We start from the raw sequence: 16,918 nt of genomic DNA on the forward strand, positions 1-16,918 counted from the left end.
AACTCAATACACATTAGACCTCTTGCAAAAGTGAGATTTTACGAGGTTCTGTTAAGAGTTCCCTGTTCAGAGTTCCCTGTTCAGAGTTCCCTGTTCCCTACAACTCCCACGAAGTCTATTCAGAAAAGCCTTATTGTTCCAAGACTAGGTAACTAATTTTATCCTAGACTACAAAAAATCTTCCTTTTGACATACGTGTAAAGAGTAGTCAATAAGGGAATATTAGGCTAAGGAATCTTCCTTACTACAGTTGTAGCTAACTAGAGCACTGAAGTAAAAAAGAGAAAGTCATAAATTCATTTAAATATTGTGTTGCTTAAGACTAAATCAGATACGTAGTATTACTGTCTATTTTTTAATAAAAAAACTTCTTTGAGCAACACCAGACAAACTTTCCTGAGTTATCTATTAACCAAAGGCACAGTGAAAGGAGAATTATTGGCTACTTACAACTAATGAGAAGTGGTGAATTTAAACATAAAACACACACCATGTGAGGAGGTCCAATAGAAAATGTCACCATCAACTTATTCTAGATTTATTAGCTTCTTACAGGAAGATTTGGCAATTTCCACAGCTTCCATTGCAGTTGCTTTGCGTCGTCGTGAGCAAGATCCAGGTCCTTTACCAATGATTCTTTGGCAATATGGTTTAATTACCATAGAACAGTTAGAAAAAATATACGATTGGCTGGAGACAGTATAGGAAGTAATGACCTCGTGTAGGAATGTGGAACTGTGCTTAGATATAGAGCAAGCTTTTTACCGAAAAATTGGGTTTAAAGCCCCGTCCTTCTAGGACGGCTTTTAAATTTGGGAACAAAAACGCCCCCGTTATGCGACAATAAAATATAGCGGTAAGGCGCACATAAAAAAGACGAAGTAGGTCGAGCGGACAACTCCTGAGCCACCAAGCCTGGTAGTATAAATCCTAGATCTTGCACGCCACTTGCTTTATGCCGGGGAACCCTTTCGGCAGTTCCTCCTGGGGAGCCAGTACTGAAGGAGGGTTTCCCTCCGTAGGTATCTGGCGTTGGAAACCCCCAAGACCGGACTGCCTCACCACCGCAGTGGCTCACAAATGTGGGAGTAAAAGTAAGAAATTAAATAAACCTTTTCAAAAGTGGTCGGGCAGTCCGTTTACGCTTGTGGACGTATCCAAACGGGGATCTTGAATGCTTGCATTTGGGTATCTAGAGAGGACGGTTGTTCGCGCAGCGTGCCCGTTCGCCGTAAGGCGTGCCGCAGGCATAGGGCTTAGCAAGAATCCTCAGCATGACGGCCCAGGAGTGTCAATTGTCAAGCATAGCGAGTTTATAATTCAACTCGCTTTTTTGATTGTAGAGTTCTGAGTTCTTCTTTTAACTCACATTTGTTTAAGATTGCGGAGTCGCTGTAGCCACCATCAGCCCCCAAATGATATCGAAACGAACTCTAGTTGCACGGCGAATCGTAAAATTTGTAGCTGCAAGAAAGTGATTAAACTCGTCTTGGGTATAACATTGTTTATAAGCTGGGTCAAATAACTTTAATACAATATCACCAATTTTCCAAAAAAAATAATCTTTGCACCAATCCAGAATGACAACTTTGCCCTCAGGTTTCAAGACACGTTTCATTTCCCTTAATGCAGCCAATGGATCGTCAAAGTAATGGAACGAATTGGCAGATATAACAACATCAAAACTGTTACTAGCAAATGGTAGCGCTAACGCACTCGCGGTTTGAAACGAGACTTGAGAATAAATGTTACATTTGTGTTTGGCAATCTCCAGCATCTTCTCTGAAATGTCTACTCCAACAATCTCTTGCGTTGGATATTCACTCAGTAGCAGTCGTTCAAACTCACCGGTGCCACAAGCAACATCAAGTACAGTATCCAGTGGTGAGATTTGCGCCCAGTTCTTAAGAAAAGATAGTGTCTTGGAGATGTAGCTTTTCCAACGTTGATCATACACAGATGACATCTGATCATATTGCTGACGAACTCTTGTTTCTGTCATTTTGTGCTTCCTGTGATCATGACTTATAACTATTGCCCAAACACACGAGTTGCTGCTACCACAGATGAAAAATCTAGGTTTTAAGAGTTAAGTAAAAGGTAAAGCGAGTATCGGGAGTTGGGATTTCAGAAAATACTGACCAAATCTCGACTCGCTACTCAAGATTTCCTACTTTTGATAGTTGCCTTCATAACTGATAAGGTCACGAGGTTCGTCAAAGCGCGAAAGTAAATCCCTTGCTTGATTATTCAGAAGCAGCAATATGCTTACTTTTGAGATGATTCAGCGACCAACGATGGTCAATCTCAAAAGACGATTGGCAAACTTGTTCCAAATGCTTTTGTTGTACAGCCGCTTTACGCAGGGTAATAATGAGCTGATTTACCTGATGCCGCAAATTCGGATTATTGCTAACCGCTATCATAGTTTGTCTCTCTAACAGTTGCAGTATAAGTTCGTAGTGAACAGGTGAAGGCAGAGGAATTTGCTCCATGAAATTAATATTTGATTTCAGATTTTGGACAACTCAGAAGTTGCTTGTCATTAAATGAATTGTTACACAAGCATCAACGAATTGCCTAAAGCGAGACCTAAAGCTAGAATTATTCATGGGCTAAAGGTTTACCAAAGAGGTTGGCGATCGCTTCCTCTGGATCTGGGTGTTTGACTAAAGACTCTCCAATCAGAACAGCTGATGCTCCTGCTTGTTGTACTAAAGTCAGATCATCGCAGTTATGTAATCCTGACTCACTCACAACCACAATATTCTTTTGCTGTAATTCCTTACCCCTTGCTGCTAAGAGTTGGCAAGTGGTTTGTATATCAACAGAGAAATCTTCCAAGTTGCGATTATTTATACCTACCAGTGAGACACCATCTATGGTTAACACGCGATCAAGTTCTGCTAAACTATGAACTTCAATCAATGCCGCCATTTTGAGAGCTTTGGCAATTTTAACGAAGTACTGCAAATCTTGATCGCTGAGTACAGCCGCAATCAATAATACCGCATCTGCACCTCGAACACGCGCCATGTACATTTGGTAAGGATATATAACAAAATCCTTGCATAATAAAGGTAAATCTACTTGAGCGCGTATTTGAGCTAAATTTTCAAAGCTACCAGAGAAAAACTTTTCATCCGTAAGTACCGAAATACAGCTAGCACCCGCTTTTTGATACTTTAAGGCAATCTCCACCGGATGAAAATCTTCTCGTAAAACTCCTTTACTGGGAGACGCTTTTTTAACTTCAGCAATCAATGCTGGCTTTGTTTTGCCTTGTTGCAATGCTGCTACAAAATCACGGGATAGAGGTGCTTCCAGTACCTGACGCTGCAACTCCTGCAAAGAAAGCTTTTCCCGCATTCGCTCAACTTCTTCTTCTTTATGCCAAACAATTTCTTCTAAAATGTTGTTTGGTTCGGCATCAGACATCACGGTTTGATACTGCACTGTGGATACAGCAATAGCTGGGTTAGGTCTACGGCGACGGATTTGCATAATTAGTCATTAGTCATTAGTCATTAATCATTAGTCATTAGTCATTAATCATGAGTGATATCAATTCCGTTTGCAATGGCTATGGCTGACGCCACGGGGCTGCTATAACGCGACGCACTCACGTACAAAATGATTGCTCTGTTCTCTTCTGTTCTCTTCCTCTGCGTCCTCTGCGCCTCTGCGGTTTTTTTTCATCATTGAAATTCCATTTGTCAAGTACAAAGGACACAGAAAATCGCAGATCTGCCAAATCATGATTGTACAGTGCGGGCATCTTACTCGTGTACCGCACCGAGCAAGATACTCCCCAAAGGACAAATGACTAACTAGCAATTGCTCGTTTGTAAGCTTCGTCCAGCACTTCAGAAAGTGTTGGATGGGCGTGAACCAAATGAGCAAGGGTGTGGACAGATTGGCGGTTGGCGATCGCCGCTGACGCTTCATGAATTAAGTCTGAAGCATGTATCCCAAAGATATGAACGCCCAAAACAACGCCTGTGTCTTTGCGATAAATGACTTTTGCCATTCCGTCTGCTTCACCTTCTGCCAAAGCTTTAGAGTTTCCTTTGAAGTAACTTTTTGCCGTCGCGACTTCAAAGCCCTCAGCACTACCTTTTTCCTTCGCTGCGCCTTCCGTCATACCCACATAACTGATTTCTGGATGAGTAAATGCTGCTGCAGGGATACTGTGATAGTCTACTTCCTTGTGCCGCCCACAGATATTTTCTACTGCGATGATACCTTGAGCAGAAGCCGCGTGTGCTAACATCATCTTGCCGTTAGCGTCACCAATCGCCCAAAGATGAGGGACGACTTCACCTGCAGATAGAACCGCCATGCTGTCGTTGACTGGGATAAAGTTTCGACGGTCAAGTTCTACACCAACAGATTCTAAACCCAGGTTCTGCGTCGCTGGAATCCTTCCTGTTGCAACCAGACATGCATCGACTTCCAGCACCTCCACGTCTTCTTTAGTTTTGAAGTTCGCTAATTCAATGACGACAGGTGAACCAGGAGTGACTTTTTTGGCGTATATCCCCACATGAGTTTCAATATCACGCCCAGTGATGAGAACCCGTTCAGCAAGTTTAGCAATATCGCGGTCAAATCCTGGCATCAACTGGTCTAGGGCTTCTATCATCGTGATTTCACTGCCCAAAGCTGAGTAAACATCGGAAAATTCTAAGCCGATGTAACCACTGCCAACAATTGCTACCCAATCTGGGAGTGATTCTAGTTTCACGCCTTGGTCGCTAGTAAACACAGTTTTGCCATCAACTTCAATCCCTGGAGGAACGAAGGGTACCGAACCAGGGGAAAGAATAATATCTTTTGCTGTAATGGTTTTTTCGCCGCTGTCTGTGGTTACAGAGACTTTTTGTGTCCCTGCTATCTTACCCCAACCTCGGATGATATCGACTCCCAAGCGTTTGAGGCTATTGGTTAAATCGCCTTGTATTTTGGATACGAGATTGTTTGCATGGTTGGCGATCGCTTCTCGATCAAATTCCACACTTCCCAGTTGAATTCCCAGCGACTTGAGATGATGGGCATCTCTTAACTCTCGCACACGTCCAGATGCCGCCAGCAGTGCTTTAGATGGAATGCAGCCTCGGTTGACACAAGTTCCTCCCATATCAGCTGCTTCGATAATGGCTGTTTTCAAACCACAGCTAACGGCGTGTAAGGCAGCCCCATGTCCGCCTACTCCAGCGCCTACAATGACTAAATCGTAATCAAATTCATGACTCACGTTAGTTTCCCCGTGTGCTTCCGCCTATTTATTCTGAGATTGACCAAGCAATCAGTGCAAGTTTCTTAATTTTAGGCTGTTGTCATCTCAAATTTCTGATTTCTGTTAATTCAACTCGGGGATTTGACATCCTCACCGCCCTAGAAGTGCGGTGATTCCTCACCACGCCAGCAACCTACTCGTGGTAGGATAACTGGTCGCTGAATGGGGTTGACGCTTCATTGAGAACAGCCTGGAACCAGGTCTTACACTCTCTCCACATCCGTTTTGAGTCTCGGAATGCCCTTCCGCGACTAACCGACAATTGAACTATTGAATTTTGTCTTTTTCCTTTGGGTTGGATTTATGTTTACTACCATTGCCCATCAGTCTTTCTCTACGCCTGCTCTCATCGTAGCTGTTTCAACGCGTCTTGAGCCTAGAGGGGGATTGCTAATTCCTTTGTATATTTTAGCGCAAAAGCCGCCCTAGAAGTGCGGGGCTTGTATCCCATTATTTTTGGTCACGCGATATTGCTTAAATTTCACCCATCCAATCACAGGTGATAGTCTTTGTGCTTTCATTTGCAAGATCTAGAATTCAACCAAGAACCATAAGGTGTCGTGGTAGGTACTTGGGCGACCAAAATCACATCGCCATTACTATCCACCACCCACCCCTGTGCTTCTACAATCTCATTCGGTGGATATTTGACATCTTTATTGTTTTGTGCATCTTTTCTACTTCTCTGTCTTTGTGTCTCTCTGCTTGAAGTACCCAAAGGATTATTTGCATCCTCTCCCAAAGACACCCAATCTACCTGTACATTATTGCTTCTAAGAACTTCCCTAGGGTTAGATGGTATGCCACCGCGTCCGGTGATGATGAATTCACTTTGATTTCGCGCGACACTTGCATCACATCCTTGTGCCAATCTTGGTTCCTTTAGTTCCACGGGCAAGTTGATTAATCCACGTTTGACATCAACCTCGGGTGTATTGATATTTACTACGCCGTTTAAAGTCGGATTAGTTTGAGAAATTGCCGTGATATCGTTTGTGAGTAGGTTTTGCGGGTCTAGTTTGATTGGATCATTAGTTCCCAATTGTCTTGTTAAGTCTTCTCGACTACGCGCTGCTATGCCAAAAATACCAGTAGCATTGATTTGAACTCTGCCGCCAGAACCTGTGAAAGCATTGGCTGTGATGTCGCTGTTTTCTTTTGGTTTGGCGACGATGAAGCCCGACGGAGCATTGATAAAGATATTACCGCCATCGCCAATAGCCTGCGCCTTGCCTGCATTCGTGGATATTTGACTGTTACGGCGTAGCAATAATAAGTCTCCCACTTCTAGGTTAATATTTCCGCCTTGACCTGAGTTCGTTTCAGATGTGAGTTTTCCTTGGTTGTCCAGAAGGATAGAGCGAGCAGAGATATTGAGTTCGCCTGCTTTTCCTAGGTTGATTGTATCTCCTAAGTAGATTACATTCTCTGGCAGCTTTGGCAATTGACTGCTCACGTTTACTGCAGCCTCGTTTCGGACAAGAAGTTTCTCTGTGACGATTATCACTTTTCCAGCATCTCCGGTACCTAAAGCCCTAGTTAACAAGCTGCTGGGAAAACCTTTTGCTGAAGTTCCAATTAGCTCTACGGACTCGGAGGCATTTATGTTCAAATTCCCTCCTTTTCCTGTTGCTGGTGTAAATTGTGATTGCCGTGTATTTCCACTAGATTCTGCTGAGATCTCTGCCCCATCTTGGATAAGCAGCCTGCCAGTGTTGATATTTACGTCACCCGCCTTTCCGCTTGCGAAGGTTGTACTAGACAATGCACTAGGGATAGTAGTATTTGCTATGGTACCAATCACCTGCACAGACTTGGAGGCGTTCACAGTCAAATTTCCCCCTGCACCCTCACCCATTGTGATAGTTAATAATCGTGCGCCATCCCGAACAATTAATTTATCAGTGGTAATCGTTAAATCTCCGCCATCTTTGACACCATTAGTTATATTTATCAATCCCACATTACCAATGAGTTCCACAGACTTGCCTTGCAGTTGGATGTTACCACTGCCATCTTTGCCACTAGCATCTATAATAGATGCAATTTGAGAACCATTAACTGTTCGCTGGATGAGTTGGATGTTCTGAAAATTCTGGACACCCTCATATCCCAAACTCCAACCTTGGTTTGTTGGGTTCAGACTGACCAAACTATTGGCAGCAACACTTCCTAGCTCAATTCTTCCCCTTGCTGCCGTTAGATTTCCGCCCTCTAATATCACATCACCGCCTACAATTGCCAAGGTTTTATCTGGCTGTACCTGTAAGCCAACGGGGTAACGGGCGATATTAGTTGCGCCATCCGGACTTGCTTGGGATTGATTGCGGATGGGTGCTGCAGTTGCTCCAAATTGTAAGCCAATAGGAACACTGACTGTCAGCAGAGGTGTGGTTTGAGGATCTGTGGCACTAAACTTGGTACCATCGGCAAAGTTAAGACTACTTGCCGTACTCGCTATAAATGAACCGCCAATATTCAAAGAAGCATTCGGACCAAAAATAATTCTGTTGGGATTTATTAGAAACAGGTTGGCTGTGCCGTTAGCTTTAAGAATGCCATCAATATTAGAGATAGACTTACCTGTTACCCGGCTAATGATGTTCTGAATATCTGTAGCATTTTGAAAGTAAGCTGTAGTCCCAGTAGGTACAGAAAATTGCTCAAAACTGTGGAATAGATTGCTTCCTGCTTGAGTTCCACCTTCAATAATTTTGATGTTGTTCTGCGTTATAACGCGAGAGTTATTAGGTAGAGTCGTATCTGGGGTGATTTGGGCAGTAACACAGTTAGCATAGAAAGCTATTGCACCACCTACTGCAACTCCTAATCCTTTAATCCAGCCTACAAGAGTATTCATCCCAGATATTACAACCCCCAAGCAAACTAGCTATGACTAAGCAACAGTTACGTTGCACTTAATATTCGCTAGATTACACGACTTTGGTGACCTGTGTCTTCCTTTTTACCAAAGATTAGCTAGGAGCGTTGCTGAATTTGGATATGAAATGCGGTCTTGTAATGTTGTGAGTGCTCTTCCATCACTTTCATGAGAGTGCTAGAAGAGCCTTAAGTAAAGCAACAAAATTAAACGTTAAATGCTTCAAACCAACTTTTTTACCTATTTTCTTCGTTGTATCTTACGTTTTTTAAGGTTGACCTGACTTGAAAATAGGGAACACAAAACAGGAAACAGGACACAGGTCTTTTCATGTATCCTGTTTCAACCATTAATGACGGCAAATCAACATAATAATTCGGGTGCAGTGTACTAGCATTTACAACACAAACATCCAGGTCTAGTGCAGCATTGTGCTATGACTAACTGCTGACCTGGAATGGCTTTTAAAAAATCCTGAGTTTGGTTATTTTCGAGGAATTGACTAAAAGTATCACTATGTGAAAGTTTTCTATCGGAATTAAATAGAAACAGATTGGCGGTGCCGTTAGTTTGAAATGTGCCATCAATATTCAAAATATTAAAAAATGACTTGCCCGTCACCCAACTGATATTGTGAAGATCAGCAGCGTTATTGAAGTAAGTCGTTATACCAGTGGGCACAGAAAACTGTTTCACAGAATTGAATAGGTTCGCTTTGCAATTTGCTCTACCGTTAACCTGGTTAATAGTGTGGTTATTGATCGGTTTGGATTTAACTACGGAATTTTCACCTACTGGAGTGCCATTGCTTCTCATCTCACTCAGAGCATAATTTCCACCAAAGACAAGTACCCCACCAATTGCTAAAACACTCGCTAGCCCTAATTTCCAGCAATTACCGCTTCGGCTTTGAGACATTTTTGCTGACCTCAAATGTATGCATTACACACCCCACTTACCTGCAATTTATATTGCAGGCTAAGTAGAAGTGCTCTTTATAAGTAGACTACATTAACGTCAGTAATCCGCTTTACACTCCTTAGCAAAACTTAATGAATAGTGATATTGTCAATTGAATTGCTGAAAAGCTAGCTAATTAAGAATGAGAACGAAATTTCATGAAATTGATAGGAAAATGGACTTTTTGAGGTGATTTGATTCATTGTACTCTTAATAAGTTGAGATGATAGTAAATAAACCACGGGGGTAGGGGCAAAGGCTAGCCTTTGCCCCTACGAAAATCTGCGTTTTGCTCTTTATCAAAGCTTAATGGCTAGCAGTACTGTCAATTCAACTGCTGAAAAGGCAGGTTGTACTAAGAATGACGATCAAATTTCAAGAAATTTCTAACCTAAGAATCATTTGGCTAGTGTAACTTGATGAATTGTCTTCTTAAGAAGTTGAAACTATAGCTATTAAATTGATTAAATGGACAATACCGTAACGGCTTACTAGCAACTACAACAAAAAAACGGTGGTTCACACCCGCAGCAGTCTACTCTCACTCGCTCCTCACTCTTAACTAACTGGTTACTAATACCATCCTGAAATGGGATTTTAGTTAGATCGAGTATGCACTCAAATTGATACGTTTTGTTGCCTGTTATGCCATATTTTTGAAATACCTCGCCTAACTTCGAGTTATTCACAGCATTCCTCAGTTCCTCATGAATCTCGTTTTTGAACTGTTCCATTTGTTCAGAAGTCATAACTATTTTCTCCTTGCAAGCTAGTAGATTGATAAACGGAATATTGCACTAATGACAGTACGTCGTACTATCCATTAACAGATAGCTAATATCCAAAAGGAAAGTCGTTAACACTAAACGCGTTTGCGCTTTCGGTTTACCGTCTTCCTTCTACTCCTTAATAGGTGCTAGTGAAATTAACTTATGCACTTTTAAAATAAAAATTTGAAACGACCTTTCCCCTTTACGTCTAAATAGGTGGTCGTCAGAAAACAGAAAATACTTATTTTTCTCCGAAAGAACTCGCAGCATATTCATTCGAGTCATACGTTTATCTTTCCTTGTGGTGCGATCGCGCAAAGCAAGAGACGCAATCATGCGTATCGCCATATTCCTCTTCCTTAAGAAGCCACAGTCGGCTGGTCTTTAATGACTTGCTCGCTACACGACTGCTATATCTTTTAAAGTACTGAACTTCTATCTGGCTATGCCTTGCTTTGGATACAACAACGACAAGACCAGTAAAAGCGATCGCAATCGCCAAAAAACTCAACCCTTCTGGTGTCTGAGTCATAAGCTGGTGTGTACTGGGAACTTTCACCTATTACTATCGTCAATTGACACCAATGCAGGTCTATAGCATTTTGCGATATCGCACACAGAGGAGAGGAGCTTGCACAAGATTAACCCTATTGTTTTAGTGTTTATTTACGCGGTCATTCATAAACTCAGGAGTCAGAGCCAAGAAGCATATATGATCCATAACTAACAAGTCCGGCAGGTGGAAACTGATGTCATTCTTGGCGAACATTTCTGATTTTTATTTTAAGAAAATAGCTATTGAGAATGTGTTGGTTGAGTCAGAAGTTGGTAACTGTTGGATTGGGTTGAGTTTGGCAGCCGAGTGTGGATTCATGCATTTGTCATATACCAGGGATGATCTGTATCGCTGGGGTTCCCGCTTGCTTCCCCGAAGTGCTTCGGGCTTAGGGGGTAGGACGTTCGTCGCGATCAATGCGCCCAAAAGGAGCCGCCCAAAGGGCGATCGCAGTTGGGTAGACAGGGACAATAATTTCCACAATTCCAACTTTTTGATTTGAGTGGTGACTTTTTCGCCAACAATATTAGGCAAAATGAGTAATACCCAATGGAGCTGCAATCTTATGGACTTGTATGGAGATGCCTTAAACATCCTCAAGGAAACGAGTCGGACTTTCTACATTCCAATCATCAAGTTACCACTGGGCTTGCAAGAAGCAGTCGCATCAGCGTACTTGTGTTTGCGAGCCATTGATGAAATTGAGGATCATCCAGAACTAGATAACTTTACTAAGGCAAAGCTGTTACGAACAATTAGCTTGACATTACAGGCAGGGGGTGATGGCTTTGCCATCGATGCTTTCTACAAAGGATTTCACTCACATGAACATCTCCTACCCGAAGTTTCTGTGCGGATTCGAGAATGGGCAATTCTTGCACCTGCAACCATTGCTCCTCGGATTTGGGATGCGACTGCGGCAATGGCAGATAGAATGGCTTACTGGGCCCAAAACGATTGGAAAATCCGTACCGAGTCCGATTTAGATCGTTACACGTTTGGAGTTGCTGGTGCCGTTGGCTTGATGCTCTCAGATTTATGGGCTTGGTACGATGGGACACAGACAAACCGTATTCATGCAATTGGGTTTGGTCGTGGTTTACAGGCTGTGAATATCATCCGGAACCACACTGAGGACTTAGTGCGTGGAGTGAACTTTTTTCCAGAGGGGTGGAGTGCGGAAGATTTGCATCATTATGCCCGTCGCAATTTGACGCTAGCAGATGCATACATTAGCGCTCTTCCTGCTGGTCCCGCTTTGGACTTTTGTCAAATTCCCTTAACCTTAGCTTATGGCACCCTGGATGCTCTTGCCAACGGCAAAAGTAAACTCAGCCGCAGTGATGTTCTTGCACTACTGGAGCAATTTACTAACACCAGTAAATAAAACACCTGTTGTCAAGCTTTTCCATTATGGGAAAGTCCCACGCGTGTTCACATCCACCCATACCTCAATAAACTATCAACTATGTTTATTTAGGTCTGACTAAGCGTCCACAGGTTTTACTCAACACTGCTCCTCGCACTTACTCACACACCTTAACCCGCATTGCACGACTGTATATTTACGGAAAGTTGTGCAGCGTCTAGAACAAGCGAACAACTGTTCTTAATAGGACTAGAAATACCAAACTTTGCAAAATTATTTTTTCTTATAGACCTCTGGATGATATTCAAAGATATACTCAGCCACAGTAATGTTTTTGCATTCATTGCATGATTGAGTACTCAGTTTTTCTGATAATTTCGACTGCTGCAGACTATATAAAACCTTGCAATTGACTCTATTGCCTTGCTTAAAAAAAGGAGAAATATTTCGTGAAAAAAACCCTTTTTCTTAATCCTCCTTCCTTTGATGGATTTGACGGTGGTGCTGGTTCCCGATACCAAGCCAAGCGCGAAATTACCTCCTTCTGGTACCCCACATGGCTAGCGCAGCCCGCCGCACTTGTCCCTGGAAGTAAGCTTGTAGATGCTCCTCCACATAATCAGACTGTGGAAGATGTGCTGAAAATTGCTAAAGATTACGAACTGATTATCATGCACACCAGCACACCCTCGCTGGCAAATGATGTGACGTGTGCTCTTGCAATGAAAGAACAAAACCCCAATGTACAAATTGGTTTTGTTGGGGCGCACGTCGCTGTCTTACCAGAGGAAACGCTGCGCGAGAACTCAGTTATAAACTTTGTGTGTCGCAACGAATTCGACTACACGTGTCAGGAATTAGCAGAAGGCAAACCTTGGGATCAAATTAAGGGACTCAGCTACCGAGACAAAAACGGACAACTACATCACAACGCAGAACGTGATTTAATCCACGATTGGGATGCCATGCCCAGCGTACTACCAGTTTATGGACGTGATTTAGATATTACGAAATATTTCATAGGATATTTACTGCATCCTTACGTTTCATTTTACACGGGTCGTGGTTGTCCTGCTAAATGCAGTTTCTGCCTCTGGCCTCAAACAATTGGGGGTCACCAGTACCGTACCAAAAGTCCAGAAGCAGTTGGGCGAGAAATGGAAGAAGCCAAAGCCATCTTTGGTGACAAGGTGCAGGAATATATGTTTGATGATGACACCTTCACAATTGATAAGCAGCGGGCGATCGCCATCAGCCAACACATGAAACGCCTCAAGCTCACTTGGAGCTGTAACGCCCGCGCTAACCTAGACTACGACACTCTCAAGCAACTGCGTGACAACGGCTTACGCCTATTGCTGGTAGGATTTGAATCAGGTAACCAGCAAGTTTTAGACGGGATCAAGAAAGGAATTAAGTTAGAGGTGGCGCGGAAGTTTATGGAGAATTGCCATAAACTCGGCATTACCGTACACGGCACATTCATCATCGGCTTGCCAAACGAAAGTCAACAGACAATTGAAGAAACAATTCGTTTTGCTTGCGATGTCAGTCCTCATACCATCCAAGTTTCCATCGCCGCCCCTTATCCTGGGACGGAACTTTATCAACAAGCTCAGACTAACGGTTGGTTTAGTGATAATTCCTTAGTTGCTTCATCTGGCATTCAAATGTCTACACTGCAATATCCGAACCTCTCCAGCGCCCAAATTGAGGATGCAGTCGAGCAGATGTATCGTCGCTTCTACTTTCGACCGAAAGCCATCATCCCAATTGTCGGTGAAATGCTAACCAATCCCCAAATGCTAGTTCGTCGCTTGCGTGAGGGACGCGAGTTTTTCTCTTATCTCAAAGAGCGTCATACACAGGCGGCTGCTAAAGAGCAATCAGTCGTAAGTAGGTAGTGAACGGTAGAACAATTAGCAACCAACAACTGACAACTAACAAATAAATTGTTGCCACATGAAACTTGGAAGCGAAGAACACAAAGAGCTTTTTTGCCGTAGCTTCATCAAAAGCCACTTAGAGTTTGAGCCAGAAAAACTGCCTTGGCCCGTTCTCGATAGCGTAGCTCTAGAACGTCTACACGGCATTCCCTTTTGGAGAGAAGCCCTCAGTACAGAGCGACAGGCTGGGGCGATGGTCAGTACCTTTGCCGCGACAATTAGTGATCCCCTGTTGCGAGAGGCGATCGCCCTTCAAGCTTTGGAGGAAACCCGCCACTCGCGACTCATTGAGTGTTTGATCAATCATTACAATATTCAAATTTCTCAACCTCCAGAGCCTGTCCTCCCTAGCAATATCAAAACTGCTTTCATTGACTTTGGCTTTGGGGAATGCCTCGATTCTTTCTTAGCCTTTGGACTGTTTAAAATTGCCCGCCAAGCTAACTATTTGCCGGAACCATTGTTCGACATCTTTGATCCAATTCTTCATGAAGAAGCGCGGCATATTATGTTCTTTGTGAATTGGGTCACTTACCAACAAATTCAAGAGGGTCGTACGGCGAATTGGTTACGCGGGGTTGATGCTCTATGGCATTACCGGAGAGCGCTGCAAGATAAAATCAAAGCTTTTAGTGGGTCAGAAGAAGACAAACAGGAGGGTTTTACTGCCACCGCCGCTGGTAACTTTATGGATAATTTGACCCCCGAACTGTTTTTGTCTACTTGCCTTCAGGAAAACGCCAAACGGATGAGCGTCTTTGATCAACAGCTCCTTCAGCCGCAACTGTTGCCTACACTTGCCAAAATCGCCTTACGCATTATCAGACTGATGCCTCAGCAACAGTCCAACTCAGCCGCCCAGTTCTCCGAACAATAAACCAGAACTTATGCAGGCTCAGAAATTCGCCATTATCAACGGTGATGACTTCGGCTTTTCACATGGCGTCAATCAAGCAATTATCAAAGCGCACAAAGAAGGAGTACTGACGAGTACCAGCTTAATGGTTACAGGTGAGGCATTTGATGAAGCGGTTGATTTAGCACACGCTCACCCCACCCTAGCAGTTGGTTTGCACTTGGTTCTGGTGTGTGGTCGAGCTGCGCTACCACCCTCGCAAATTCCTCACTTGGTTGACTCTACAGGTAACTTTCCATACAGTGCGCCGATAAGTGGGTTGCGCTACCAGTTCATTCAGGCAACTCATGAGGAATTGCGGCAAGAAATCCGCGCTCAATTAGAAAAATTTCGCTCCTCTGGGTTGCGCCTTTCCCATGTAGATGGGCATTTGCATATGCACGTCCATCCGGTGGTACTGCGTATCCTAGTTGACCTAGCCGATGAATTCGGCATTCGGGTTATCCGTCTTCCTTGTGAGGAACTGGGGATGAGCCTGCGGCTTGACCGTCGGAACTTACTGACTAAACTGGTTTGGGCGGGTGTATTTGGTGGACTGCGCCGCTACGGTGAGGGGTTGCTGAAATCAAAGGGGATTGGCTTTGCTGAGCGCGTTTACGGGTTGCTTCAAACTGGTTCTGTGACTGAGGAATACTTGCTTGGTCTCATACCCCAAATTGAGGCAAACCTAGTAGAGATTTATTGTCATCCAGCGGTCGCTATAGCTGGCGAACCGCTGAATGGTCCATTAGGGGCAGGTGAAGCTGAACTCGCGGCTACCTTGAGTGAGCAAGTGAGTGAAATGCTGGCGGCTTCGGGATTTGAATTGACGAATTTTGAGCAACAAAGAACTCAACCCCTGACGTACTAGGTTGTTCGTATCCTTTGCAAGACAATAAAGCTTAAAAAGAGAATGATCCCAATGGTCGTCATAAGTATTTGTACCAAGGTCATATTTTGTAGTCTCATTGCCAACACGTTGCAAATCAAAGCAATTGACCAAAGAGTAAGCGCGGCATGGCGTTGAGACAAGCCCCAAGCTAACAAGCGGTGGTGCAAGTGGTCTTTCCCAGGTGTGCTAAGAGGGTTTTTCCCCGCCATCAAGCGTCGGATAAACACTTGAGTGGTATCGAGTACTGGCAACAGCAAAAACAGAACTGGTGCGACCAGAGAGACAGCCGTGGGTCCTTGGAGATTACCTAAAATACTAGTAGCAGCTAGCACATAACCAAAAAAGTACGCTCCGGCATCACCCATAATAATGCGCGAAGGGTGGAAGTTGTGGCGCAAGAAGCCCAACGCCGCACCTGCCAATGCTGCTAGAACTAACGTCGCTGCCGCACGGTTGGGAACCTGAGCTGAAACAGCTAATAAACTTATAGCGGTGATAAAGCTTACTCCTCCCGCCAAACCGTCCATGCCATCCATTAAGTTGATGGCATTAGTGATTCCTACTACCCATATCACTGTAATAATTACTGATAGTGTAGAGTCGATGGGAGTCCCAAAAGAGAATTCAATGGTAATACGATTAGCAACCAGCAACAGAGCCGTGAGTATCTGAATTAACAATCGAACCAGAGGGGGTAAGCCAAATTGGTCATCAATAAAGCCCACAAGAACCAGTATCGAACCCCCTAGAAGAATCGTCTGTACCTCAGCCAGTACTCTTTCGAGTTCAATAGGTCGTAAGAGACTGGCTAATACCACGGCAGCAATCACTCCTGCATAAATAGCTAGACCTCCTGCATTAGGCAAAGGTTCTCGGTTCAGCCGTCGCGCATTCGGTTGGTCAGCCCAACCTACTCGCAGGGCAAACTTGCGGACTGCTGGAATCAAACGCCAAGTGACGGTACCAGCTAAAAGAAATGTAAATACTACCGCTAACCAGCCGGAACCGCTAGGGTCAGCAATACCGAGGGAACGAAGGGAGCTGTATATGTTCATCTCCCGATTTAACCATTAGTGTTAGTGTCGATAAGCATCAACTGTATGTTAGTGAATTTTTTCCTAACTATCTGTAACTTCATAAGAAGTTGCTTCTAATATAGAGTCATTCTGTGAGGATAAAGTGTCGGAGTAAGGGCATAACACCTTACGTCTTTTGATTAGAGTGGGGTGTGGAGTAGAAAGATTATTTTTTATTTTGTCTTTTGAAATTAAAATTGTCACTGGTCTGACACCCTGAACTTCAACGACTCCCTTCGGTGCGACAAGATGACCAAAGCGAAGGGTGTAGGGG

General features: G+C 43.7%; 14 protein-coding genes. 5 read left to right on the forward strand and 9 right to left on the reverse strand.

All coding sequences use genetic code 11. The features are described 5' to 3' along the window. Positions 1 to 513 precede the first annotated feature (513 nt). Positions 514 to 705 carry a DUF2949 domain-containing protein gene (locus DP116_RS08640; RefSeq protein ID WP_169154796.1) on the forward strand — a complete coding sequence of 64 codons (192 nt, stop codon included), beginning with the start codon at positions 514 to 516 and terminating at the stop codon, positions 703 to 705. Positions 706 to 1,375: 670 nt separating this feature from the next. On the opposite strand, the gene DP116_RS08645 is transcribed toward DP116_RS08640, so the two are convergent. From DP116_RS08645 to DP116_RS08680, 7 genes are all read right to left on the reverse strand, one after another. Next, positions 1,376 to 2,002, reverse strand: a complete 627-nt coding sequence (locus DP116_RS08645) for a class I SAM-dependent methyltransferase (RefSeq protein WP_169154797.1) — start codon at positions 2,000 to 2,002, stop codon at positions 1,376 to 1,378. A 244-nt stretch (positions 2,003 to 2,246) separates the two neighbouring features. Continuing rightward, on the reverse strand, positions 2,247 to 2,495 hold the full coding sequence (locus DP116_RS08650) for a DUF5340 domain-containing protein (RefSeq protein WP_169154798.1): 249 nt from the start codon (positions 2,493 to 2,495) through the stop codon (positions 2,247 to 2,249). Between the two features lie 109 nt (positions 2,496 to 2,604). Then, positions 2,605 to 3,504, reverse strand: a complete 900-nt coding sequence (gene trpC, locus DP116_RS08655) for an indole-3-glycerol phosphate synthase TrpC (protein ID WP_169154799.1) — start codon at positions 3,502 to 3,504, stop codon at positions 2,605 to 2,607. A 322-nt stretch (positions 3,505 to 3,826) separates the two neighbouring features. Beyond that, positions 3,827 to 5,257 carry a dihydrolipoyl dehydrogenase gene (lpdA, locus tag DP116_RS08660; protein WP_169154800.1) on the reverse strand — a complete coding sequence of 477 codons (1,431 nt, stop codon included), beginning with the start codon at positions 5,255 to 5,257 and terminating at the stop codon, positions 3,827 to 3,829. A gap of 559 nt (positions 5,258 to 5,816) precedes the next feature. Beyond that, complete coding sequence (locus DP116_RS08665) at positions 5,817 to 8,159, reverse strand: two-partner secretion domain-containing protein (protein WP_169154801.1); 2,343 nt, start codon at positions 8,157 to 8,159, stop codon at positions 5,817 to 5,819. Positions 8,160 to 8,570: 411 nt separating this feature from the next. Further along, positions 8,571 to 9,098 carry a two-partner secretion domain-containing protein gene (locus DP116_RS08670; protein WP_246275537.1) on the reverse strand — a complete coding sequence of 176 codons (528 nt, stop codon included), beginning with the start codon at positions 9,096 to 9,098 and terminating at the stop codon, positions 8,571 to 8,573. Positions 9,099 to 10,199: 1,101 nt separating this feature from the next. After that, the gene (locus tag DP116_RS08680) at positions 10,200 to 10,442 is read right to left on the reverse strand and encodes a hypothetical protein (protein WP_169154803.1); all 243 of its coding nucleotides are present in this window, start codon (positions 10,440 to 10,442) and stop codon (positions 10,200 to 10,202) included. A 589-nt stretch (positions 10,443 to 11,031) separates the two neighbouring features. On the opposite strand from DP116_RS08680, the gene DP116_RS08685 reads away from it, so the two are divergent. The 4 genes from DP116_RS08685 to hpnK all read left to right on the forward strand — a co-directional run bounded on the left by DP116_RS08685 (position 11,032) and on the right by hpnK (position 15,547). Then, a complete protein-coding gene (locus tag DP116_RS08685; RefSeq protein ID WP_169154804.1) occupies positions 11,032 to 11,853 on the forward strand; it encodes a squalene/phytoene synthase family protein in 822 nt (273 codons plus the stop codon). A 431-nt stretch (positions 11,854 to 12,284) separates the two neighbouring features. After that, positions 12,285 to 13,739, forward strand: coding sequence for a hopanoid biosynthesis associated radical SAM protein HpnJ (hpnJ, locus tag DP116_RS08690; RefSeq protein ID WP_169154805.1), 1,455 nt, complete (start codon positions 12,285 to 12,287; stop codon positions 13,737 to 13,739). A 58-nt stretch (positions 13,740 to 13,797) separates the two neighbouring features. Next, the gene (locus DP116_RS08695; protein ID WP_169154806.1) at positions 13,798 to 14,658 is read left to right on the forward strand and encodes a ferritin-like domain-containing protein; all 861 of its coding nucleotides are present in this window, start codon (positions 13,798 to 13,800) and stop codon (positions 14,656 to 14,658) included. Positions 14,659 to 14,668: 10 nt separating this feature from the next. Further along, positions 14,669 to 15,547 (forward strand): hopanoid biosynthesis-associated protein HpnK, encoded by an 879-nt coding sequence (gene hpnK, locus DP116_RS08700; protein ID WP_169154807.1) that lies wholly within the window; start codon positions 14,669 to 14,671, stop codon positions 15,545 to 15,547. On the opposite strand, the gene DP116_RS08705 is transcribed toward hpnK, so the two are convergent. Both DP116_RS08705 and DP116_RS28505 read right to left on the reverse strand, forming a co-directional pair. Continuing rightward, positions 15,544 to 16,623: an MraY family glycosyltransferase gene (locus DP116_RS08705; protein WP_169154808.1), complete on the reverse strand. Its 1,080-nt coding sequence runs from the start codon at positions 16,621 to 16,623 to the stop codon at positions 15,544 to 15,546. The two genes, hpnK and DP116_RS08705, sit on opposite strands and share 4 nt — an antisense overlap. A 63-nt stretch (positions 16,624 to 16,686) precedes the next feature. Next, positions 16,687 to 16,918, reverse strand: a 232-nt coding sequence (locus tag DP116_RS28505; protein ID WP_211173166.1) for a hypothetical protein, incomplete at its 5' end; no start/stop codon positions are given.

Origin of the sequence: Brasilonema bromeliae SPC951 (genome assembly GCF_012912135.1) — a bacterium.
GTDB lineage: Bacteria > Cyanobacteriota > Cyanobacteriia > Cyanobacteriales > Nostocaceae > Brasilonema > Brasilonema bromeliae.

What these genes read in the sequence shown, in the direction of transcription:
- DP116_RS08705 (WP_169154808.1), bottom strand. Translation starts at nt 16,623, where the DNA reads ATGAACATATACAGCTCCCTTCGTTCCCTCGGTATTGCTGACCCTAGC.
- DP116_RS08640 (WP_169154796.1), top strand. Translation starts at nt 514, where the DNA reads ATGTCACCATCAACTTATTCTAGATTTATTAGCTTCTTACAGGAAGAT.
- DP116_RS08665 (WP_169154801.1), bottom strand. Translation starts at nt 8,159, where the DNA reads ATGAATACTCTTGTAGGCTGGATTAAAGGATTAGGAGTTGCAGTAGGT.
- DP116_RS08695 (WP_169154806.1), top strand. Translation starts at nt 13,798, where the DNA reads ATGAAACTTGGAAGCGAAGAACACAAAGAGCTTTTTTGCCGTAGCTTC.
- DP116_RS08680 (WP_169154803.1), bottom strand. Translation starts at nt 10,442, where the DNA reads ATGACTCAGACACCAGAAGGGTTGAGTTTTTTGGCGATTGCGATCGCT.
- DP116_RS08670 (WP_246275537.1), bottom strand. Translation starts at nt 9,098, where the DNA reads ATGTCTCAAAGCCGAAGCGGTAATTGCTGGAAATTAGGGCTAGCGAGT.
- hpnK (WP_169154807.1), top strand. Translation starts at nt 14,669, where the DNA reads ATGCAGGCTCAGAAATTCGCCATTATCAACGGTGATGACTTCGGCTTT.
- DP116_RS08650 (WP_169154798.1), bottom strand. Translation starts at nt 2,495, where the DNA reads ATGGAGCAAATTCCTCTGCCTTCACCTGTTCACTACGAACTTATACTG.
- DP116_RS08685 (WP_169154804.1), top strand. Translation starts at nt 11,032, where the DNA reads ATGGACTTGTATGGAGATGCCTTAAACATCCTCAAGGAAACGAGTCGG.
- DP116_RS08645 (WP_169154797.1), bottom strand. Translation starts at nt 2,002, where the DNA reads ATGACAGAAACAAGAGTTCGTCAGCAATATGATCAGATGTCATCTGTG.
- trpC (WP_169154799.1), bottom strand. Translation starts at nt 3,504, where the DNA reads ATGCAAATCCGTCGCCGTAGACCTAACCCAGCTATTGCTGTATCCACA.